Genomic DNA, 22,143 nt, shown 5'->3' with positions numbered 1-22,143 from the left:
CAACCCGGCACACGGGCGATTTACTGCCGTTGCAGTTCTTCTGCTCTAGCTGATCTACTGCTGGCCTCCGTCAGGATGCGGTCGCAACTCGCTCGGCTCATAGCTGAGTTGATAAGCGCGGACACCGCTGCCATTCATGCGGTAGATCGTGATGCTCGACAGGAACTGCTGCTTGATGTCCAGGATGCGTTGCCGCTCCCTCTCTTCAACCCCGCTGATCCACACCTCAATGTGTTCCGGCAGCTTGAAGGCCAGACGATAAGCGCCCTCGTCTTCTCGTGGGGAAAGCGTCCACTCAGCAGTTGCGGCTTGCCCCGACCGACGCAGCCGCACAGCGTGGTCGGGGCACTGTTCGGCATAGGCGAGGAACTGCTCCTGATCCTCGGCGACCAGCGGCAGGATGAACGGGGCCGCAGGGAAACCGAGCAGCAACTCAGCCGCAGCGTGCTGTTCCAAGGTGCCGACGAACTGGGCAAGGATCACAGAGGCTGCAGCCTCGAACTGCTCGGCGTTGGTAGTGACCGGCAGTGACGGCACCCCTGTCGGCCATGTACCGAGAGCCTCGCGGAGCACTTTGCGCAGCCACGTCACAGGGAAGCGCGCGACGGCATGGGCGAGCTGCGCCGAGTAGAGGCTGGCCGCAGCGGTACGGATCGCCTGACGCAGCCATATGAAGGACTCTCCGGACAGGTCCACCAAGGAGATCTGGTGGGCGAGGGCATACTGCTGGGCACTCTGCGTGAACCCGTTGGCGGAAAAGAGCGCGTAGGTGTACTGGTACCGCCGCCGGGGCCGGGTACCGGCATGACTCATGAAGTTTTCGTTGACGTCGTGCAGGACGCCGTGCGCATTGCGCACGACCTCCAGTTCGCACGGGGTCGAGTAGTGCTTGGCTTCCAGGAACAGCCGCACAGGGAGAGAAAAGGCAGGAGTGAAAGCGAACTCACCAAGCACGTCCACCTGATGGACCGCGCCACGGCCTCGGACACGCAGAGCGCCACCTGATCCGATGAGTTCGGCATCGTCCTGTCGATAGTCGACGAGCAGACGGTAGCCGCTGTGCCGGAGCAACCAGGCCAGGGCCTCCTCAAGCAAGTACCCCCGCAATGCGGACCTCTTTGCCATGCCCTCGCCCCACCCCTGCCGTTCACCGAGCTTGCCGATGTGATCTTCTCACCCTCTTCTGGACTCGACCGGACCTATCCCGTATCCAGCGCCATTGCACACCGGATCGCCGCGGCCGTGACTAGCGCACGGAGTGCAAGGAACGACGGTGAAGAGGCAGACGAGTCGCCCGGCAGGCTCTGCAGTATCCGCGTGCGGAGCCGCCTGAAATCGTCGTGCCGCTTGCGCTTGCCGGGTCAGGACAGGATCGTCGGCCGACGCGGCGGTGGGATGCGGTCCAGCAGGTCCCACAGCGGGCGCGAGCCCGCCGCCCACTCTCCGAGCTTGCGGCGGTCGACGAGATGGATGCGGTGCTCCCGGCCCCAGGGGATCGCCTTGGAGGAGAAGCGGCCGTTGGTGAGGACGACCGCGATGTCCGCCCCATGGATCTGCCGGGCGGTGCCGTTGACCTGCTGAAGCACCCCGACGCCGACGGCTGAGCCACGGTCGCCGTCGCGGCGGTGCTTGCACTGGATCGCCCACACGCGGCCCGCTGGGTCGACAGCACGTACATCGCAGGCGTTGTCGCCGGCGCCGCCAAGCTGCTCGGCCCGGTAGCCGTCCCGGCGCATCAAGTCCCGTATGGCGAACTCGAACGCACGGTGATCCAGGGCATCTATCTCAGCAATGCGCAGCCGCAGGGCCTGGGCACGGACGCGTACCCACTCCGCCCGCTGCCGTACCTGCCGGAACCACAGCCCACCCGCGCCGACGGCACCCAGCGCGGCGAGGACGAGGACCCACCAGTGCACGAGCAGCCACTGCACGACGGCGACGACCAGGCCGATCGCGACGACCGCGGCCACCAGCAACGCGACCTGCTCGTCCTGCTTCCTGGAACGGCGGCGCATCGGTCGGCGCCGCGAGGTGCGCCGTACCGGACGGCGGCGGCTCATCGGAGCCCGCCAGGCTGTGCGGGCGCGGTGGAAGGGGAGCGGTGCGGCGGAGGTGTCTTGACCTCACCCTCGAACTTGATGCCGCCCTCGGAGGCTCCCCAGACCGGGAGCGCGACAATGGCCGCGATCGTGAGCTGCCCTGATCCGGGATGAGACCTTGTGTGCGCCCGCACCGGGGCCCCGCCCCGAACATGCGCCTTCACCTGAACCGCCATGGAGAAACTCCCCCTCCAGCCAAGGTTGTTGGTCACGCATCCCCGCGTAGTTCGCATGACAGCACGCAGCACTGACATCGCGTCAGGGGTCGATCACCGGGAGTGCACCGTTTTCGGCCAGGACGGCCGCGCACACCAGGAGTCGAGGAGTCGGCGACCTGCGACCTTCACGGCCCGTTCGGCTGGCTTCAGCCGTTCCCACCGTTCTCAGACGGTCAGGTGGCGGACGCCCCGGGCATCCAGTCACTGCGCGGAGCCGGGGCAGCCCGAAACCTCAGCGCTCGCTGTTGCCGGGCTCGGGCACGTTCAAGTGGGCCGGTCTCGTCCGGTCAGGGGACGGCGTGGCCGTGCTGTCGTGGTCGCTGACCAGCCACGCACCAACGAGAAGGCCCACGACGAGCAGGACCAGGTGACGGTTCTTCCTCCACCAGGTCGGTGAGTTGGGCTTGGTTATGACGTATTCCACGCGCGGGGGCTTCGGCACGTAGGTCCTCCCTCTCTTGTCGAGCATCCCGGAATAGGCGTGGTGGTGCCCTGGTCCGGAAGCGTGTGAACGTGCAGGCATAGGTGCTTGCGGGAGCGGAGTGGCCGACAGGCAGTGCCCCAAGTCGCAGTGGTGACCTCGGGCTTGCGGGTTGGAACGCTCAGGCATGGACAGTTCCCGCTGCTGAGCGGGCTTGCCTCGTATCGGCCTGGAGTCAAGTGTGGAATACGAGGTCGCCGAAGGGCCACAGGATTAGCGGTGGTACAGGTGCGTGACGAGCACTGAGGTACTCGACCGAGCAGCTAGGGCTGTCGCACACAGACTTCACCTGGCCCGCACCGCTTTGGCGCGGGCCACGGCGATGCCTACTCAGGCCGATCTATGAGCGAGCCGCTTCTTGTCCGTGAGCGTGATCGCGAGCGGGGCTGGCGTTGCGGGGGTGGGCCGGGTTGAGGAACCACTTGCGGGCCGAGGCCAGCCACCAGATGCCGCAGAAGGCGACGACGACGCCGACCGCGATCGGGGCGTAATTGAAGGTGTCCACGGTGACCGGGGAGCTCTGCGGCAGCATGAACAGCACCGTGATCACCACGACCCACGCGACGGCGATCGTGCCGACGATGGTGGACCAGGAACCGAGGTGCCAGGGGCCGCGCTCGAACCTGCTCCCCAGGCGCAGCCGCAGGAAGGTCGGGATCACGTACGCGATGTACAGGCCGATGGTCGCGATCGAGGTGACGGCCGCGTACGCGGTGCTGTTCCACAGGTAGGGAAGGCCGAGGACGAAGGCGCCACCCGCAGCGAGCCAGACGGCATTGGTGGGGGTGCGGGTGGCGGGGTTGAGCTTGTGTCAGGTCCTGGAGAAGGGCAGCGCACCGTCGCGGGAGAAGGCGTAGATCATGCGGGAGTTGGCCGTCACCGAGGCCATGCCACAGAACAGCTGGGCGACGATGATCACCACGAGGAGCCACTTGCCAGCCGCCGCGCCAAGCGCGTCCATGAGGATCTGTGCCGGGGGTACGCCGGTGCTGGAGTCGAGGGCACCGGTGTAGGAGTCGATGGCGTAGGTGAAGCCGAAGAGGAGGACGAATCCGGCGGCGAGGGAGACGAGGATGGACCGGACGATGCCCTTGGGGCCGGCGGTGGCCGCGTCGATGGTCTCCTCGGTCATGTGGGCGGAGGCGTCGTAGCCGGTGAAGGTGTACTGCGCCATCAGCAGCCCGATGAGCACCACGTAGATGCTGGACGAGAAGCCGGTGTTGTTGACGAATTCGCCGAGGACGAAGTGGGTCGACTGGTGGTGGTCGGGGACGAGGACCAGGGCGCCGCAGATGACGACGACGCCGAGGATGTGCCACCAGATGGACACCTCGTTGAGGAAGGCGACGATGCGTACGCCGAAGGTGTTCAGGATGCCGTGCAGGACCAGGATGATCCCGAACAGCGTGATGGTGTGACCGGGCGTGGCGGCATAGCCGAATTGGAGATCGAGCAGGGCATTGAGGAAGTTGGCGGCGCCGAAGTCGATGCCTGCGGTGACCGCTATCTGGCCCAGGGTGTTGAACCAGCCGGTGAACCACGCCCACGCTGCCGCTGATCGTCTGGGGGCCATGCGGTGGGCCCAGAAGTACAGGCCGGCGCTGGTGGGGTAGGAGGAGCAGACCTCGGCCATAGACAGCCCGACGAAGAGGGTCATGAGGCCGACGAATAACCAGCCCCACATGATGACCGCGGGGCCGCCGGTGTTCATGCCGTAGCCGTACATCGTCATGCAGCCAGACAGGATCGAGATGATCGTGAAGCTAACGCCGAAGTTCGCGCGGCCGGACATCGAGCGCGACAGCGTCTGCTGGTAGCCGAGTTGCTTGAGGCGTTCCTCGTCGGAGACACGGGAGACATCGAGAGGCATGGAGGTTCCGTCCTTCGTACTTGAGAGGGGTGGGGCAGATCTTCAGCGGTGCCGGCGCCGGGGCGGGCTGTAGGCCCAGCCGCGGTGCCGCAGGAACAGTTCGTGGGCCTGGCCGCAGTACGACCACGGCACCTGCGTGGCGTACGGGCCGATCGCGTCGAAGACCTCCAGGGCCTCGTGATGGCGGTTCGCGAACGACAGTGCGTGGGCCAGGTAGTTGGCGTCATCGGCGAAGCAGGCGTGCGGGCGCGGGGCGCGGTAGCGCCACCACCGCTCCAGCACGGGGTCGATCTGCGGACAGTCGACCCAGGGGTGGATCGTCAGGCCGTACGCCTTCTGGTCCTGCTCCTGGCGGGACCGGTGCGCTTCTGCCAGGACAACCAGGGGCAGGACGGCGATGGGCAAGCCCTGGGGAGCGATGGACGCCTGCTCCTCAGCCCACCACGCAGCCTCGCCCGGCTTGCCGTGGTGGCGGGCGAACAGGTAGGTGACGACCTCGTGGTGCGCTTCGCGGTTCCACGGGTCGCGCTGCTTGATCTCCTCCCACACGCGGCCGAGCGTGTTCCGGTCGGGAGCGTGAGTGCGAAGTAGCGCGAGCATGACAATCAGTGGGGCGACATCCCGCGACCACATGTCCAGGGCGGTGCGGCAGGTGGCCCAGGCTTCCTCCATCAGCCCCCAGCCGCTGTCGCGCCCGGCGATCATCGCGCGCAGAGCCTGCACGTTCGCAAGGAGGGTCAGCGCGTGTGGTGAGCGTGGTTCGGCCTTCGCCCAGGTATCGGCGAACCGGAGCCGCGCCCCGGCCTCGGCGAGGACCTGGAGGCGGAAGATCCGGCGGTCCCAATCCGACCCGGTGGAAGCCAGCAGATCGCGCGGGCCCTCCCAGCGGCCCATGGAGGCGTCTTCGAGGACCCGGCGTAGCGCCCCGTCATCCCGTGCAGGGTGCGCGTCGAGGAGTTGTCTGGGGTTCATCCCTTCTTCATCCCCGTCCCCACTCGGCCGCCGGCCTCCGGGGCCTCGCTATCCGTCTTCGCGTAACGCGGCTCGGTAACTCCATCAGGAAGGCCGCACTTCCCGCCCAAGAGCCGCGGTGACGGCCCACTGGTGGACGAGGCCGGTGCGCACGAGCTTCGCCTCCGGGGTGAAGCAGTCCACGATCGTCATGTGGTTGGCCGCGGGGCATACGCCGCCGTCGACGATGACGGACACCGCGAGGCCGGAGGCGGCGAGGAAGGCGTGGACCTCGGCAAGGGTCACGGCGGGACCACGGTCGTTCAGACCCGCGTCGCCGGAGATGTTGGCCGTCGTCGCGGCGACGGGAACCTTGGCTCGTGCCGCCAGTTCGCCGAGGACTCCGGGCGCCATGGTGGTGAGCGTCGGCGAGCCGACTGCGGCATGGCGTGCGGCATCGTCGGGGTCTCGCCATGGCAGGAGGAGTGCGAGGTCACCGGGCCAGAACTGCTGGGCGAGTTTCCGTGCCTCGGCGCCGAGTTGGAAGTGCTGCTCGCAGACGGCGAGCGAGGGCACGACGTAGGCGAGGGACTTGCCGCTGGGGCGCCGCTTGCCCGTGAAGATGCTGCCGGAGGCGTCCGCGTTGCTGGCGTCGGCGCAGATCATGTACCAGCGGTTGGTGGGGACGATGACGAGCTCTCCGCCTTCGAGGGCACGGGCTGCTGTGTCGAGTTCGCCGGGGTGGATCGTGCGCATGGTGCTACTCCTGGAAGGTAGGCGTGGGGAGGTCCGTGAGGGGCGGGTAGTCGAGCCAGGGGTCGCGAAGGGCTTCGAGGCGACGGCCCGCGTGGTCCGGGTGGGAGACGCGGAAGTACGCCATCACCCTGGGGAAGGGCATGAGGTTCTGGGCCACCGTGTGGGGGGCGAGGTGGTGCATCAGCAGGACGTCCCCGGGCATGCCGAGGATCGGTGTCCCGCGTTCGCAGTCGATCTCCGGCGGAACCTGCTCCGTCATTCCGAGTGACCACTTGTCGGCGAACCAGCGGGCCATGGCCAGGTGCCCGCCTGGGAGGTAGTGCAGGGCCCCGCACCGCGGGTCGCTGATGTTGGACAGGACGATGCCAACGAGCAGGGAGAACGTGCGCAGTTCGCGCGGGTCCAGGTGGGGGCAGGAGACTCCGTCGACGTGCATGGCTTTCTCGGGTTGCACGCCGGGGAACTCGCCTTCGGGCACACGGATCTGGACCTGGGCGGTCGTGACCGGGGCCGTGTCGCCGAGCAGGTCGCCAGCGAGCCCGACCGCACCGGTCTCCGTGTACAGGGAGAGCAGTTCTGCGCTGTTTCCAAGTTCCGGGGCGAAGGTGCGCCGGGAGTACGCGGGTATGTCGTCCGCGGTCATCTCCTTGCGGTACGACGCGTCGATCAGGGTGACGGCTCGCTTGACCAGGTCGGGGGCGGCCAGCCCGCGGCGTATGAGGACTCCGTCCCGTTTGAAGTTTGCCTTCTCCTCAGCTGTGAGACTCATGGGCCCTCCGTACGTCGGTCGGTTCGTGCGATGCGGGTGGGGCGAGCCGGTCGAGGACGTCCGCGCACGCATCCAGGGCAGCGATGACGAGCGTCTGGCCGTGCTCCGCAGTGGCCTGTCGCGGGTCGCCGCCGATGACGCCGTGCGTGGAGATCGCGGGGTTGTCGGACGACCAGGGCCAGGTGGCGCCGCGGCCGAAGACGAGACGCTGGATCGCCTCCCGCTGGCCGGGGCCGGGGATGGACCCGCTCGGGAGGAGATCCAGCCGTACGTAGTCGGGGGCGAGGGCGAGCATGAGGGAGGTCTCGCGAATGCCGGCGTGCACCTCGGGGAACTCGCCGTCGGCCTGGAGCTGACCGGCGGCGAGGGAGCCGGGGTTGACCACGCAGGTGGCCACGTCGTGGGTGCGCTGGAGCTGGTGCACGAGGGCCTCAAGGCCGCCCTTGTTGCCGCCATGGCCGTTGACGATGAGGATCGCCCGTGCCGGTGTGGAGCGGACGTACTCCCCCACGAGCGTCTCGATCAGGGAGGTGTAGAGCGCGATGTTCAGGGTGATGGTGCCGGGCGCCCACGCGTGCTCGGGGGAGAGCCCGTAGGGAACGGGTGGCACGACCCAGAGGTCGTGCCGGTCCGCGACGTGCGTGGCCAGTCGGGCGGCGAAGCGCTCGGCGATGACGGCGTCGGTATTGAGCGGCAGGTGCGGGCCGTGCTGCTCCAGTGACCCGACCGGCAGGCAGAGGATCGACCGCTCGCTCAGCTCGGACGTGACGCGCGGGGCCGTCAGCCTGCCGTACGACCTGTCCCCACCGCCAGTCGTCACTTCCTGCCTCGCCGTCCGAGGCGGATGAGCGAACGCCTGCGCCGTCGACCCCAAAATGGCCAGTCGCTGGATCGGCGGCCGGGTTCCCCACCGTCGACATCGCTGGACCGTCGCCAACTTGCTCCGTGTGGACGAGACTTACCTGTGGCCAGAGGCAGACCAGAAGACGTCGCGCTTCGGTTCCACCCAGTCCGAGATCGCGGACACGTACCCGAACCGCGCGAGCGTCCCCCGCGACGTCTGGATCTCCCTGCTGTTAGGGGCGATGAAGCAGATCGACGTCCTGGTCTTTTCCGGCACCTTCTTCGCCCAGACCAACCCCCACATCGCGCGCATGCTCCAGGAACGCGCGCAGGCCGGTGTGCGAGTACGGCTGTGCTTCGGCGATCCGACGGGAGAAGCCGTACGCATCCGTGGCCACGAGGAAGGCATCGGCGACACCCTGGCCGCCAAGATCAGGGCTTCGCTCACCTACTACCGCACCCTCGTCGGCCACCCGGGCTGCGAGATCCGGCTGCACGACACGACGCTGTACAACTCGATCTTCCGCTACGACGACCACCTCCTGGTCAACCCCCACATCTGGGGCCAGCCAGCCAGCGCAAACCCGCTCTTCCAGCTCCGCCGCACCGCCAACGCAGAATGGTTCGACCGGTACGACGAGAGCTTCGACGCGGTCTGGAAGACAGCGCGCCTGTGGGCGCTTGACAAAACCGACAGCAAGGAGCACCACCGCAGTGGGCAGGATTGAGTACTACAACGACCCCAAGGCTCCCAAGGCCAACACCCTGATCCCCGCCAGCAACATGATCGTCGTGAACGCCGAAGGCGAGATCCTCCTGCAACGGCGCCGCGATACCGGCCAATGGGCCCTGCCCGGAGGCGCCCAGGACATCGGGGAGACAGCAGCCCAGTGCGCCGTCCGCGAATGCGAGGAAGAGACCGGCATCGTCGCCGAAGTCACCGGATTCCTCGGCGTCTATACCAACCCGCACCACATCGTCGCCTACACCGACGGCGAGATCCGCCAGCAGTACGAGAACACCTACATCGGCCGCCCCATCGGCGGTAAGCCCACCATCAACGACGAAGCCGACGGCGTCCGCTTCGTCCGGCCCGACAACCTCGACGACTACGACATCCACCCCAGCATGCGCCAGCAGATCGGCGACTACCTGGCCGGCACCTACCCCTACCTGGGATAGTCGCTCAGAGCGCCACGCCCAGCTCGTTCGCCGCCGCCCGCACCCGGCCCACGCTCTCGTGGATCTCAGGTGCGGCCCGGCGGATAAACCGCCCCACGACACTGTCCTCGCCGTAGCGGCCCAGGATCTCGCCCACCCGCTCCTCCGACGTCGTACGCCCGCCGTCCGGCGTCGTGGTCATATCGCAGTACACCAACGCGTCCACCAGCAGAGGATCGTCGAGCAGCGGGAACTCGTCGGCCAGCTCTGCCCGCAGCCCGCGTTCCTCGGCCTCCAGGAGCGCGAAGGAGTGGCGGCCTTGAGGTCATCCAGTAGCTTCTGGAAATGCTCCTGCCGTACGTGGTCGAGGTAGGAGGAAAGGATCTTGGGGCTCTCGATGCCGACGAGCTCTCCCTGCACATCCTCCGCCGCCAGAGAGACAGCGCCCATGAAGGCGCTGAACTCGCTCTCGTGGCGCTTGCGCAGATCGACAATCTTCTGCACCGGGACCTGCGCGATGTTGTCCGGAAGGACCATCTGGACCGCGAGCTGGCCGAGACGCCCCGCCACTGGCTCATCGGACGGTCCCACACGGTGCCCCAGGAGGACTGCCGATATACGCGCAGCGTCCCAGGCTTGAGCCGCGCGGTGTGCGTCGATCTGGTCCGTGGTGGGGTGCAGGCGGTTCCGGGAGGCGATCTCGTGCGTGAGGGCGCACTTGTACACCCAGGCCAGCATCGGGTCCGTGGATATCCAGTGGCTGTCCACGTATCCGGATCGCGCGAAGGGCCGATCGGTGTTCAGCGCGAGGCCCTCGTTGATCAGGGTTTCGCGGAGATCTGGGGAGACCTCGTCCCAGAACAGTTCTGCGGCTCGAGCAGATCTCCGGGGCCCGCCGGGGCCTCCCAGCGCGGGTGGAGGCGCGTACTGGTTGACGCGATTCACTCTCCGCGGCGAGGGATCGGCACCGTCGCCGCCACGGAGCTGATCGGGCTGGACCGAGTAGAGATGCCGAAGAGCTGCAGCGTGCTCGCTGAGAACAGACAGGAAGGGGGCCTCGATCGCGACCGCGGCGCGCTTCGGATCGAGGTCCTCCCAGAAATCGAGCCCATCACCCAAGGCAGTGGCTGTCGCGGGATCACGGACCGGATAGCCGTCGGCAACCACGCGGGCGAGTCTGGGCCAGTAGAGGGCGGCGGTCTTCAGCCAGACGTCGTTCTGGACGTGGACGTACGGGTAGTAGAGGCCGATGGTCTGCATCCCGTGTTCCCCCCATCGCTCGCCACCGTTGCTTAGCGCGGCGGCACGCGGTCATCATGACCCACACCTGCTGTGGGTCGATCACTGGGCTTGCGTCGGCGGAGGTGCGGGTCAAGGTCGACACTCGTGAGGCCGGCAGAGCGCCTGTGGTGCACAACTACGGGCACGGAGGCGCCGGGGCGACCTTGTCTTGGGGGTGCGCTCAGGAGGTTGCGCAGCTGCTGGCGTGAGGTGGGCGGAGATCTGGTGGCTACGATGTCGTGCCCGCTACAGCTCGCCGCAGCCAAAGGCTGATTGAGGAGAATCCGCAGTGCGTATGTCGTCGCGCGCGTGGCCCCTGATGTCACTCGCCGCCCTGCTGGTGACGGGATGCTCCTCCTCGGAGTCCCCGGCGACAACGTCCGCCAAGCCCGCCGCTGAACGTACGGCGACCACCGTACCGATCAAGGCAGATGGAGTCGACGAGAGCTCCATCTGCCAAGCCGCGCTCACGGATGCCCAGCAGCAGGCCGCCGGTATCGAGGACACCGAGCCCGACTCGGACGAGGGCGAGGTCAGTTGCTACTTCTTGATGACGTCCGACGAGGACAATCCGGCAGGCTACGTCGTCAGCCTGTTCAAGAACGAGACCGCGCTGCTCCAGGTCTCCGACGCGACGGACTCCAGCCCGACGAAGGCCGTCCCTGTGATCCTCAAGGGCCGGAACGCAGCGCGGCAGGACATGTACGGCGACACATGGCGGGCGTCGCTCACGGTGAACATCGGAGCGGGGCAGTTCCTGTACGTCGAGAGGTACTCGCCCGCCCACATGGTGGCCGAGAAGGACCTCAACAGCCAGGTGCGCAAGGTAGCTGGACAGGTGCTGGGGAACCTGGAGAAGAGGCGCGCGTAGCGGAATCGCTGCGGTCTCCACCTGAACCGGGTCGGTTCAGCACAGTTACGTCTCAGCCAAAGTCCGACCCGCTCTCATGGTCACCGGGTGGTCACGGATAGCGTTGCTTCGCTCTAGTTGACCCTCACCTCACCGGAGACAACAGTGAACCGCTCGCCCCGGCTCGCGGCGGCCGCGCTCGCGGCTTCCGCTGCCCTGCTGTTGACCGCTTGCGGCGGCTCGGACGACGACAAGGACAACAAGAAGATCGCCGGGGCGGACACGCGATCGAGTGCCAGCCCGTCGGCCTCCGCTGCACCCTCCGACACGGCAGCGGGCCGCCCAAAGATCACGCTCCCCAAGAGCTTCCAGGCCGACTTCCAGGGGTGGACGAACTCGGACCCCAAGAAGCAGGCGATCTTGGATGACGGCAGGCAGGAACTGCTGGCTGAGTACGCCGCGATCATCAAGGGAAACCCGGACTCCAAGGCGCTGGCCTTCTACACCGACGAAGCCGCCGGCCAGTCGGCCCGTAAATGGATCAAGGGCTTCGTCGACAAGGACCTGGTTCTGATCGGCCGCGCCACGGTGTCGAAGCCGCAGGTGAGCATCGCCGATGACGGCAGCGGCGTGTTGTTCTACTGCGTCGACGAGAGCAAGGGCTCCACCAAGAACACCAAGACCGGCAAGGTCGAGCACACACCCCAGAACTCCAAAGCGCGCGTCCAGTACCGCAACCGGCTCGACAAGACGCCACAGGGTGTGTGGAAGACGCGCTACTCGGAGACCGAACGGGGAGGCTGCTGACCATGCCGCGCCACTACAGGGCAGCGAGCCTGCTGATTGCCTCAGCACTCGTCGTTGTTGCGGTGCCCGGCATGGCCCACGCGTTCGGCGAGGACGACAAGTCCAAGCAGCCGAGCAAGCCCTCAGGCCCCAGTGGCGACGCCTCCGGCAAATCGCTCATGGCATCGGTGTCCAACTCGAAGATCAAGCTCACGTACCCCGGCGGCCGGACGGCGAAGGCGTCGGTGGGCGCGCTGAAGTCCATCGATCCCAACTGGGAGCCGCCCGCCTGCTGGTACGAACCGGTCTTCTCCCCGAAGCAGCTCAAGGACGCGGTTGCCACCGGCGAGGGCGGACTCGTCAACGCCCACGTGTGGTGGAGCAACGGCCTCTGGGTGGACCACTACGAGAAGGGGAAGGCCGACAACAACTTCGACCTGACGCTTCCCGAGGACACCAGCGCCGACGGCTACAAGAACTACAACCTCGGCAAGAAGGGCATGTTCTGGCGCAGCACGGTCCGCGAGGGCATGTACCAGGACTCCAAGGCGTGGGACTGCGGCCGCATCATGTTCTGGCAGGAAGCCGGGACCATCCCGAAGGACAAGAACGCCCCCACTCCCGAGACTCTCGCCGCCTTCGCGTACGACAAGATCAAGGTCCCGGACACCGAGGTCGAGTTGAAGCCCGAGGGTAAGTCGACGGTGAACCTGCCCACTTGGGTGTGGCTGGACAAGGCCACCTTCAAGGGCGTCACGGTCCGTGCCGACCTGCCCGGCACCGGCCTGTGGGCGGTGACGACGGCCAAGCCGGTGGCCCTCCATCTGGAGCCGGGCACCGAGGATGCGAAGACCTTCCCCGCTTCCGGTGACTGCCCGGTGAATGAGGACGGTTCCATCGGTGCCCCGTACAAGAAGGGCGATGCCGGGCAGGAGCCGCCGTGCGGGATTCAGTACCTCCGCGCCACGAGCGGTGAGCCGTACGAGTTGAAGGCGTCGATCACCTGGGCGATCTCCTGGGAGGGCACGGGCGGCGCGAAGGGCGATCTGCCGGATGGCACCTTCGAGACCACCCAGGACATGGACGTCCAGGAGATCCAGTCCATCAACCGCTGACCGAGGCTGCAGGCCGGTCCGGTCTGCACGCGTCGGCGCATCACGCGTAGAACCATCTCAGTCAACGGGGGCGGGCAGGCATGTCGGACCTGAAGAAGGACGCGGAGTCGCTGCACAAGGCGGCCTCCGCCCTGGGCAAGGTCGATCACCACACCACCAAGCCGCTGCACGGCTTCAAGGCGGCCTCGCACGACTTGTCCGCCTTCGGCGTGCTGGGCTCGCTGATGAGCGCCAAGGACGACATCCAGGACGGCATGGACACCATCGCCAAGCTCACCAAGAGCCTGCACAAGGAGTGGGAGGAAGAGGCGAAGTTCCTGGGGGATGTCTCGGACGCCTTCGACCTCCTCGATGTCCTGCTGACGGCCGCGGCCCGCGCCAAGAAGGGCTGAGCCGTCCATGGGCTTCGACATCCCCGGCATCGACGCCGACGACCTCAACCCGCTGAAATGGATCAACAAGGCCAACCACGCCTTCGGCGACACCCTCGCCAGTAATCTGGAGTTCCTCGGCATCACCGATCCCGCCGTCGACCCCGACGGCATCCGCGAGATAGCCAAGCAGTGGCGGGCCCTGGCCAAGGGGCTTGACGCCGCCGCTCACGCCGCCGAGACGGCGCTCACGGACCTGGAGTGGGAGGGCAAGGCCGCCAAGGCCCTCCACAAGCGAGCCAAGACCGCCCGCACGCAGGCCACCAGCATGGCCGACTCGCTGCGCGATGGCGCCAAGGCGCTGGACGACTTCGCCGACGAGGCCCACGAGCTGCTGACCGAGATCGGCGTGATCCTCGCGGAGATCGCCGAGTTCGAGATCGCGAGCCTGGCCCTGTCGGTGCTGACCGGCGGCCTATCCGTGATCGCCGGGAATCTTGCGGCCGGTGCGCGGGCGGCGAAGGTCGTGGCACTGATCGCCCGGATCGAGAAGTCCGGGACCCGCATGGCCTCGGTCATCCGCACCGTGATGGAGGCGATCCGCGGCCTGGAGCGGGCGCTGAAGGCCCTCGGCGAGATCAAGACGATCGCCAGGGCCGGCAAACTTGCGGGCGAGGGCATGAAGTTCGCCGCTTTCGACGCTGCCCTGCAGGATCCGGGGACCTTCAAGGACCCGGGCAAACTGGCGGAGACGCTAGCCATAGGGGCGGCGTTCGGGGTCGGTGCGGGAGGTCTGGGCAAGCTCCTCGGTAAGGGCTTGGGCAAGCTCAAGCCTAGCGAACTCGCCAAGCTGGGCCAGAAGTTGGGGATGGACGGCTCCGGCCTGCCCCGGCTCAAGCTTCGCCCCTCGGAGTGGGAGAAACTGCCCGCCTCCATCCGGTCCATGTTCAAGAAGTGCGACCGTGACCCGATCGATGTGGCTACCGGCGACATGCTGCTGCCGCAGACCGACGTCGAACTGCCCGGCACACTGTCCCTGGTACTGGAACGAACCCACCTGTCTTCGTACCGCTGGGGCGGCTGGTTCGGCCCCACCTGGGCCTCCACCCTCGACCAGCGCCTCCAAGCCGATGACGAATGCATCGTCTACGCGGCAGCCGACGGTGCACGGCTGATCTATCCACACCCTGCCCCCGACACTGCCGACCCTGTCTATCCAGAGCTCGGACCGCGAATACCCCTGACCTGGGATGGCGAAGTCGACGGCGCATTGCGCATCACCGACCTGGACACAGGGCTGGCCTACACCTTCCACACCCCACGGCCCACCGACAACAGCGACGCTGTCGACTTGCCCTTGCAGTCCATCCAGGACCGCAACGGCCAGCGCATCACCCTCCTCTACGCGGCCGACGGCACGCCCGTGGAAGTCGCCCACTCCGGCGGCTACCGCATCGCCCTCGACCGCCACCGCGACCTGCCCCGCATCAGCGCCCTGCGGCTGCTGGACCCCGAGCGGCCGGACAGCCTCGGCACCGTCCTTATCTCCTACGGCTACAGCGAGGACGGGCACCTCACCGAGGTCACCAACTCCTCCGGCCTTCCTCTTCGGTTCACCTACGATTCCGAGGGCCGTATCACCTCGTGGACCGACCGCAACGACACCGCGTACCACTACACCTACGACGAGCATGGCCGAGTTGTTCACACTGAGGGCAGCGCCGACTTTCTCTCCGGCACACTCAGCTACGACGACGCCATCCGTACCACCACCGTCACCAACTCCCTGGGGCATACCACTCGTTATGAGCACAACGAGGCTCTGCGGCTGGTCAGGGAGACGGATCCGCTGGGCCACACCACCGTCCAGGAATGGGATGCCGAGCACCGGCTGATCGCCGTTACCGACGCCCTTGGGCACACCACGCGCTACGCCCACGATGAGCAGGGCCGGGTCGTATCCGTGTGCCTTCCCGACGGCCGTGAAGCCGGCGCGGAGTACAACTTGCTCGGTCTGCCGACCACCATCATTGAGCCGGACGGCTCCCGGTGGAGCCAGGAATACGACGAGCGGGGCAACCGCACTCGCCTGACCGACCCTGCTGGCGCCACCACCCACTACACCCTTACCGCTGCCGGTCATCTCGCAGCCATCACTGATGCTTTGGGCGATACCGTGCGGGTGCGCTGCAATCCGGCGGGACTGCCCACCGAGGTCACTGATCCGCTCGGGGCCCGCACCGCCTATGAACGGGACCTGTTCGGACGCCCCGTAACCCTCACCGACCCCCTGGGGGCCGTGACCCGCCTGGTCTGGACGGCGGAGGGCAGGCTGTCGCGTCTCACTACCCCAGACGGTGCCAGCGAGTCATGGGAGTACGACGGCGAGGGCAACTGCACCACACACACGGACGTGTTGGGGGGAGTTTCCCGCTTCGAGTACACCCACTTCGACCTCCTCGCAGCACGTACCGGCCCCGACGGAGTCCGCCACACCTTTACTCACGACACCGAACTCCGCCTGACCCAGGTCACGAACCCGCACGGCGCGACCTGGGGCTACGCCTACGATCCTGCGGGCCGACTCATCTCTGAGACGGACTTCGACGACCGCACGCTCACTTACACCCACGACGCCGCGGGTCGGCTCACTTCCCGCACTGCGGCAGCCGGACAGACGGTCCGCTACGAGCTCGACTCCATGGGCCGTATCTTGGCCAAGGACGCTGCCGGCACAGTGACCACCTATTCCTACGATGCGGCAGGCCGCCTGACGCGAGCTTCCAGCCCTGAGGCAGCGCTGGCCCTCCACCACGACGCGGTCGGACGTCTGGTGTCCGAGACGGTTAACGACCGCACCACCACCTACACCTACGACCTTCTAGGCCGCCCCACATCGCGCACCACCCCCACGGGCGCGACCAGCACCTACACCTACGACGCAGGCGGCAACCGCACCCAACTCAACGCCTGCGGCCGCACCCTGACCTTCGAACACGACCCGGCAGGCCACGAGCTGTCCCGCCACTTCGGCAGCAATCTCACCGTGACCAGTGCCTTCGACCCCCTGGGACGGCTGAGTAGCCAGACCATCACCGATGCCCGGCGTACCTCAATCCAAAAGAGGACATACACCTACCGCGCCGACGGCGCTCTCATCGCACTCGATGACCAGCTCAACGGCCCCCGTCGCTTCGAGTTGGACACCACTGGCCGCGTCACCGCGGTCCAAGCCGCCAACTGGACCGAGAGCTACGCCTACGACGAGACGGGCAACCAGACACACGCCTCATGGCCGGGCACCCACCCGAGCCATGAAGCCACCGGTCCGCGCGCCTACAGCCGCACACGCCTCACCCGCGCCGGCCGGGTCCGCTACGAACACGACGCGGCCGGACGCGTCACTCTGCGCCAACGGCACCGCCTGTCCCGCAAACCCGACACCTGGCGCTACACCTGGGACGCAGAAGACCGCCTGGCCCAGGTCGTCACCCCCGACGGGACACTGTGGCGCTACTCCTACGACCCTCTCGGACGCCGCACCGCGAAACAACATCTGACGGCCACCGGCGAAACGATCCTGGAGCAGACCGACTTCACGTGGGACGGGCCAGTTCTGTGTGAACAGACCACCCGTTCCCACGCACACCCGAACCCGGTCACCCTCACCTGGGAGCACGACGGCCTGAGCCCGATCACTCAGTCCGAACGTGTCACGGTCGCCGATGCCTCCCAAGACGAGATCGACTCACGCTTCTTCGCCATCGTCAGTGACCTCGTCGGCGCGCCCTCCGAACTCATCGACGAAGACGGAGCCGTCGCTTGGCGTGCCCGCAGCACCCTGTGGGGAACGACAGCATGGGCAACGGGCAGCAGCGCATACACTCCTCTGCGATTCCCTGGCCAGTACTACGACTTGGAGACCGGCCTCCATTACAACTACTTTCGCTACTACGACCCCGAAACCGCCCGCTACCTCACCACTGATCCGCTCGGACTAGAGCCCGCACCAAACCCATCCTCCTATGTGGACAACCCGCACATAGCTGGTGACCCACTGGGGCTTTCTCCGTGCATGATCGGAGCCAGAAAGAGTTCCACGCAGCTCCGGAACACTCCGGGGTCGGTAACGGGAGGCAGTAGACTTCCGGACGTCAACGGCCGGTGGCTCAGGGGATCCGAAGGAAATGCCGGACGCATCCCGGGACAAGTGGCAAGAGGGCTGCAAGGGCGGCAGTTCAAGACCTTCAACGACTTCCGATCGGCGTTCTGGGAAGAAGTATCCAAGCATCCCGACATTGCCAAGCAATTCTCCAAGTCCGGGCAAACAGCAATGGCGGGCGGTAATTCCCCCTTCGTCCTCGCAGCCCAGGCGGAACCTGGCCAGTATCGATACGTCCTGCACCACCTGCAGCCCATCCAGCGTGGTGGCGGCGTCTACGACCTTGATAACCTTGTCGTCATAACCCCGCGCTACCACAAGGAAATACTTGATCGCGGCTACCATTTCGGTAAATGAGAGCCACAAGCGAGAGGACACCCTCAATGCCCCCCAAGACCCGCACCGAACTCGTCGAGATTGTACAGAAACTCATCGATGCAACTCTGCCGGAAACGGAAGAGGACGCATTGCTGGAAGAGTTGATGGCGAGTGTCCCGCACCCGCGTGTATCTGACTTGATCTTCTACCAGGACCCCCCGCTGACCGCAGAGCAAGTGGTCGACCAAGCATTGGCGTACCGTCCCATTGAACTGTAATGGGCGCAACAGGATGACTCACTCCTCCCATTTCGTTCCGCCCCGTTCTCTGGAGACGCGGGCAGCTACGAGATCGGTGAGTTCCTGACCGCAGCGCATACACATGCCTCGGAAAGTAGGGGGCTCGCTGTTCGCGTAGAAGAGAGCTGTGAACGGCTGCCCTGCAACCGGACATGCCGATGTGCGGCACGTCGCGATCAGAGTCACCGTACTCTCATCATCCACGGGCATTTCAGTCCTCTCCGACGATCATCCAGTGCACCTGGGTCGGTGTGGTGTTGGTGCGGTGCACCCAGATCGTCAGGCCGCTCGATGAGACGCCGGTGATGCCCACGCCCTCGACGGTCTTGCCGGGCACCGAGGTGTTGGGCGTGACAAAGGCACGGAAGTTCGTGCCCTTGATGTTTCCCCGGTCAGGGTGACGGACGTCGGCTTGTTCGCCACTGGGGTGATGGTCGCCGTGCCCATGGACACGTTGTCCGCCCGCAGCACGCCGGCCGCGCGGATCGACGCCGCGGACACCGATGCCGAGCCCTTGGTCAGGGAGATGCTGCCGCCGCCTGGCCCGGACTGCACGTGTGCGGAGCTCTTGCCGAGTAAGAGCCGCCCTCCGACGGGCTTGCTGCCCTTGGCGGTGATGCGCTCCGCTGTGTAGAAGTCGTTGCCGAAGAACGTCCGCCACCGGTAGGTCTCGTTGTCATTGGGGTCGGTGAAGGTGCCGGAGTTGATGCCGATGTTCGCATCTGCGGTACTGCTGCCGCTGACGTTGATGAACGCCTGATTCGTGCCGTCCACGGACGACCAATAGATGTACGGATAGGCGTCGTTGGGCTCCATACCGATCGCGGACCCGTTCGTGCCGATCGCCCGCAGCCGCGCGTTGTTGAGCACCACGCGCGGCCCATCAGCGGCGGTCTGCACCGTGGCGCCGGTGATGATCTTGCCGTTGATCGCGTCCGCGTGCAGCAGGTCGGCGGTGATCGCGCCCGCCGCCACGTTCTCACGCTGCACGGCACCGCTGCCGAGGTCATCAGTTGCTGCCCGGCGCGCCGTGGCTTCCACGGCTTCGGAGGGTGCGCTTGGTGCGCCGGAGCTGTTCACCGCGACCAGTCGCCCCCACACGGGCCGTAGTGGTTGACCGCGACCGTCACCGAGGCTCCCGATGCTGCCTCGATCGTGGTGGTGGGCCACTGCACGTCCGGCTCTGCGTCCGCTGACGTGCGGACGTGCACCTGGACACACGCCAGAACCAGCGGGGCGGGCTCACCGCTGGCGAAGCCACCGTCCCAGGTGATGCGCACACCGCCGAGCACCGGCTCCACCTGCGGGGGCGAAGGGGCGGGTGGCCTGGGCCCGTTGACTGCAATGATTCCGCTCGTCCCGTCGGGCTGCTTTCCGATGACAGCGCGCAGTGAGCCGACGGCGGCGCCGAGGAGAGCGGCGAGCCCTGCGTCCATGGGCTCAGTCTGGCGGGCTTGTTGGCCACCGTGTGGGCTGGGCCCCTGTACGAAAAGCTCGCCGTCCGCTACGAAGCCACCGTTTGCTCCGTTCCGCTCCGCTCTCCGGAGGTGTAGGCGGGCACGAGACCGGTGAGCTCCTGGCCGCATTGCAGGCAGGTGCCCCGGTAGATGGCGGCGTACTGTTGGCGTAGAAGGCGGCTACGAAGGGCTGGCCCTCCACCGGGCATGCAGGTGTCCGACAGGTCGCAGTCATGGTGACCGGGTTCGGGTCGTCCATGGGTGGTTCAGTCCTCTCCTCTACCGCCACGCCCGCTCCCGACGGGCGCGCTGGGCGAGCACGTACAGTGAAGGGCACGGAACCGGCACCTAACCGATGAGCATGTTTGCACTCCGTTTGCACCCCCAGCAAAGGGCCACCCCTGGGGAGAATCTGGGGAGTTTGGACAGCCCCGGGGAGCGCCTGGGGAGAATCGACTACGTAAAGCTGACCAACTCTGAAAGCACCTGAAAGGTGCTCCTGCCCAGGCCAGAGGGCCCGCTGGACACATAACCCCAGGTCAGCACCTCCAGGGCGAAGACTTCAAGAAGTTCTCCTCCTGGGCAGCCATCCTCTTCGCCCCCACCCTGGTCGGCACGATCTACGGCATGAACTTCGACCGCATGCCCGAGCTGAACTGGGCGTTCGGCTATCCGTTCGCGATCCTGCTGATGGCCGTGGTGTGCGTGAGCCTGTACTTCATCTTCAAGCGGCGGGACTGGCTGTAGCGGAGGATTCCAACCGCTGGGGCGGATCCGGGGGAATGCGGCAGACTTCCGGCATGACTCCCGTGATTCCAGAGGCCGTTGACGACGACACCGCCGTCCGTCAGGCGCTGCGCACCGCGCTTCGTACGGTGTGGAGCGAGCGTCCCGATCTGATCGGCCACGATGTGGGCGAGCGAACCGTGGTGGGGGCTCTGGCCATGGCCCTGGCGTCCCTGGTCGCGGAGTGGGACCAGGGCTGGAGGGTGGATGTGGAGTACAACCGGTGGCACCCCGACGGTCTGGAGGAGGTGCGGCGGAAGTTCCTCCCGGACTTCCGGGCCGGGGGGCGCGAGCGACTGGTTCTCCCGGACCTGATCGTCCATCACCCCGGCCATGACGGCCCCGAGCACAACCTCCTTGTCCTGGAGGCGAAGAAGGGCGCCGTCAGCTCCCGGGCCCGGGAGTACGACTACCTCAAGTTGACGGGATTCCTCTCGGTGTTCCAGTACCGACAGGCCGTCTTCCTGGAGTTCGACGGCTGGGGCGGCAGACCGCGTCTGCAGTGGTTCGCAGGCGACGGACCTGCCGCCGATCCCACTCGACCGGCCCAGGAACTCGTCGAGTAGTCACCCCAAAGACCTCCGCTCCCGCGGCTCGGCTCACCGAAGCGATCGGTCAGGAGGCACGGCCCGTGGCGCCTACCGCCGCTCGCGCCGCCGCCACGAAAGCCGCGATCGCCGGGTGGGTGCCGCCGCCCGCGCGGAAGGCGACCCGCGAGCGGCGGAAGAGGGGCAACCGGGTCAGGACCACGCCCTCGGGGGCGTGTGCGGTGGCCATCTCCGGTACGAATCCGGCGCCTTGCCCGATGGCGGCCAGCGCCAGGACCGTGCGGAAGTCGTTGACCTGATGGCGGATGCGCGGCTGGAAACCGGCCGCCTGACAGGCGCGTACGGCCATCGCGTGGCCGGTCGTGCCGTCCCGGGCCGTGATCCATGGGGCCGTGGCCCACGGCCCGAGCAGCTCCGCCAGCGTGTCACCGCGGGCCACGGGACCTGTCGCGGCACCGGCGCCGGCGCCCGTGGCGAGGTACACCGGCTCCTCCAACAAGGGCACCTGATCGACCGTGGTGTCCGGGGAGGCGGGCACGAAGTCGTAGTCGTGGACGAGGGCCACGTCGAGTTCGCCGGCGCGCAGGCCGTCGGAGACCCGCGCCGAGTCGATCTCCTGCACCATCGGCTCCAGCGCGGGGTGCCGCTCGGCCAGTTCGGCCAGCGTGGCGGGCACGATCGCGGGGCCGCCGGAGGGAAACGTCCCGATCCGCAGCGGACCGCCGATGCCCTCGCGTGCCCCGGCCAGCTCGGAGACCGCCAGTTCGAGGCGCTCCAGGACGGCGTCGGCGTGGGTGACGAGGGTGCGGCCCGCGGGGGTGAGCACCACCCGTCTGCCACTCCGTTCGAGCAGGGGTACGCCCGCCTCGCGCTCCAGCACGCTCAGTTGCTGGGAGACGGCCGAGGCGGTGAAGGTCAGCGCCTCGGCGACGGCCGCGATGGTGCCGCGCCGGTCCAGTTCGCGCAGCAGGTGGAGACGTCGCACATCGAGCATAAGGTGAGCTTACGCATAGGCATAGAAA

20 protein-coding genes and 3 pseudogenes are annotated in these 22,143 nt (G+C 67.0%); 10 read left to right on the top strand and 13 right to left on the bottom strand.

What is annotated here, in order from left to right:
* Positions 1–54: 54 nt before the first annotated feature.
* The 8 genes and pseudogenes from ACZ4D5_RS30460 to ACZ4D5_RS30425 all read right to left on the bottom strand — a co-directional run bounded on the left by ACZ4D5_RS30460 (position 55) and on the right by ACZ4D5_RS30425 (position 7,964).
* Positions 55–1,125, bottom strand: a complete 1,071-nt coding sequence (locus ACZ4D5_RS30460) for a hypothetical protein (RefSeq protein WP_467775651.1) — start codon at positions 1,123–1,125, stop codon at positions 55–57.
* Positions 1,126–1,361: 236 nt separating this feature from the next.
* A complete protein-coding gene (locus ACZ4D5_RS30455) occupies positions 1,362–2,015 on the bottom strand; it encodes a restriction endonuclease (RefSeq protein ID WP_467775650.1) in 654 nt (217 codons plus the stop codon).
* 534 nt (positions 2,016–2,549) lie between these two features.
* A complete protein-coding gene (locus ACZ4D5_RS30450; protein WP_467775649.1) occupies positions 2,550–2,759 on the bottom strand; it encodes a hypothetical protein in 210 nt (69 codons plus the stop codon).
* Between the two features lie 379 nt (positions 2,760–3,138).
* Positions 3,139–4,668 (bottom strand): annotated as a pseudogene (locus ACZ4D5_RS30445) (amino acid permease).
* Between the two features lie 42 nt (positions 4,669–4,710).
* Positions 4,711–5,640 (bottom strand): hypothetical protein, encoded by a 930-nt coding sequence (locus ACZ4D5_RS30440; RefSeq protein ID WP_467775648.1) that lies wholly within the window; start codon positions 5,638–5,640, stop codon positions 4,711–4,713.
* 84 nt (positions 5,641–5,724) lie between these two features.
* Positions 5,725–6,375, bottom strand: a complete 651-nt coding sequence (locus ACZ4D5_RS30435; protein WP_467775647.1) for an L-threonylcarbamoyladenylate synthase — start codon at positions 6,373–6,375, stop codon at positions 5,725–5,727.
* Between the two features lie 4 nt (positions 6,376–6,379).
* A complete protein-coding gene (locus ACZ4D5_RS30430; RefSeq protein WP_467775646.1) occupies positions 6,380–7,144 on the bottom strand; it encodes a phytanoyl-CoA dioxygenase family protein in 765 nt (254 codons plus the stop codon).
* On the bottom strand, positions 7,128–7,964 hold the full coding sequence (locus ACZ4D5_RS30425; protein WP_467775645.1) for a creatininase family protein: 837 nt from the start codon (positions 7,962–7,964) through the stop codon (positions 7,128–7,130). The genes ACZ4D5_RS30430 and ACZ4D5_RS30425 overlap by 17 nt, the downstream gene beginning before the upstream one ends.
* A gap of 55 nt (positions 7,965–8,019) precedes the next feature.
* Here ACZ4D5_RS30425 and ACZ4D5_RS30420 point away from each other — a divergent pair, with 55 nt between their 5' ends.
* The gene (locus ACZ4D5_RS30420; protein WP_467775644.1) at positions 8,020–8,715 is read left to right on the top strand and encodes an XRE family transcriptional regulator; all 696 of its coding nucleotides are present in this window, start codon (positions 8,020–8,022) and stop codon (positions 8,713–8,715) included.
* On the top strand, positions 8,702–9,169 hold the full coding sequence (locus ACZ4D5_RS30415; RefSeq protein WP_467775643.1) for an NUDIX hydrolase: 468 nt from the start codon (positions 8,702–8,704) through the stop codon (positions 9,167–9,169). The genes ACZ4D5_RS30420 and ACZ4D5_RS30415 overlap by 14 nt, the downstream gene beginning before the upstream one ends.
* A 4-nt stretch (positions 9,170–9,173) precedes the next feature.
* Here the strand turns inward: ACZ4D5_RS30415 and ACZ4D5_RS30410 are convergent.
* A pseudogene (locus ACZ4D5_RS30410) lies at positions 9,174–9,461 on the bottom strand (metal-dependent phosphohydrolase); the annotation flags it as partial.
* A complete protein-coding gene (locus ACZ4D5_RS30405) occupies positions 9,347–10,408 on the bottom strand; it encodes a DUF6236 family protein (RefSeq protein ID WP_467775642.1) in 1,062 nt (353 codons plus the stop codon). The pseudogene ACZ4D5_RS30410 and the gene ACZ4D5_RS30405, both read right to left, overlap by 115 nt.
* Before the next feature lie 316 nt (positions 10,409–10,724).
* Here ACZ4D5_RS30405 and ACZ4D5_RS30400 point away from each other — a divergent pair, with 316 nt between their 5' ends.
* The 6 genes from ACZ4D5_RS30400 to ACZ4D5_RS30375 all read left to right on the top strand — a co-directional run bounded on the left by ACZ4D5_RS30400 (position 10,725) and on the right by ACZ4D5_RS30375 (position 18,309).
* Positions 10,725–11,300, top strand: coding sequence for a DUF3558 domain-containing protein (locus ACZ4D5_RS30400; protein ID WP_467775641.1), 576 nt, complete (start codon positions 10,725–10,727; stop codon positions 11,298–11,300).
* Positions 11,301–11,444: 144 nt separating this feature from the next.
* On the top strand, positions 11,445–12,086 hold the full coding sequence (locus ACZ4D5_RS30395; protein ID WP_467775640.1) for a hypothetical protein: 642 nt from the start codon (positions 11,445–11,447) through the stop codon (positions 12,084–12,086).
* A 71-nt stretch (positions 12,087–12,157) separates the two neighbouring features.
* A complete protein-coding gene (locus tag ACZ4D5_RS30390) occupies positions 12,158–13,180 on the top strand; it encodes a hypothetical protein (RefSeq protein WP_467775639.1) in 1,023 nt (340 codons plus the stop codon).
* 80 nt (positions 13,181–13,260) lie between these two features.
* Entirely contained in the window at positions 13,261–13,572 is a 312-nt protein-coding gene (locus tag ACZ4D5_RS30385) for a hypothetical protein (protein ID WP_467775638.1), read from the top strand.
* Between the two features lie 7 nt (positions 13,573–13,579).
* Positions 13,580–18,070 (top strand): DUF6531 domain-containing protein, encoded by a 4,491-nt coding sequence (locus tag ACZ4D5_RS30380; protein ID WP_467775637.1) that lies wholly within the window; start codon positions 13,580–13,582, stop codon positions 18,068–18,070.
* 26 nt (positions 18,071–18,096) lie between these two features.
* Positions 18,097–18,309, top strand: coding sequence for a bacteriocin immunity protein (locus ACZ4D5_RS30375; RefSeq protein ID WP_467775636.1), 213 nt, complete (start codon positions 18,097–18,099; stop codon positions 18,307–18,309).
* A gap of 300 nt (positions 18,310–18,609) precedes the next feature.
* Here the strand turns inward: ACZ4D5_RS30375 and ACZ4D5_RS30370 are convergent, their stop codons facing one another.
* A complete protein-coding gene (locus ACZ4D5_RS30370; RefSeq protein ID WP_467775635.1) occupies positions 18,610–19,371 on the bottom strand; it encodes a hypothetical protein in 762 nt (253 codons plus the stop codon).
* Between the two features lie 35 nt (positions 19,372–19,406).
* Positions 19,407–19,766 carry a hypothetical protein gene (locus tag ACZ4D5_RS30365; protein WP_467775634.1) on the bottom strand — a complete coding sequence of 120 codons (360 nt, stop codon included), beginning with the start codon at positions 19,764–19,766 and terminating at the stop codon, positions 19,407–19,409.
* 570 nt (positions 19,767–20,336) lie between these two features.
* Between ACZ4D5_RS30365 and ACZ4D5_RS30360 the strand changes: the two are divergent.
* Positions 20,337–20,534, top strand: a pseudogene (locus tag ACZ4D5_RS30360) (CorA family divalent cation transporter); the annotation flags it as partial.
* 53 nt (positions 20,535–20,587) lie between these two features.
* The gene (locus tag ACZ4D5_RS30355) at positions 20,588–21,139 is read left to right on the top strand and encodes a hypothetical protein (RefSeq protein WP_467775633.1); all 552 of its coding nucleotides are present in this window, start codon (positions 20,588–20,590) and stop codon (positions 21,137–21,139) included.
* Between the two features lie 49 nt (positions 21,140–21,188).
* Here ACZ4D5_RS30355 and ACZ4D5_RS30350 read toward each other — a convergent pair whose 3' ends face one another.
* Complete coding sequence (locus ACZ4D5_RS30350; RefSeq protein WP_467775632.1) at positions 21,189–22,115, bottom strand: LysR substrate-binding domain-containing protein; 927 nt, start codon at positions 22,113–22,115, stop codon at positions 21,189–21,191.
* Positions 22,116–22,143: the final 28 nt, after the last annotated feature.

This window comes from Streptomyces sp. NPDC025651 (genome assembly GCF_055558735.1).
This window is presented reverse-complemented; position numbering and strand designations above follow the sequence as displayed.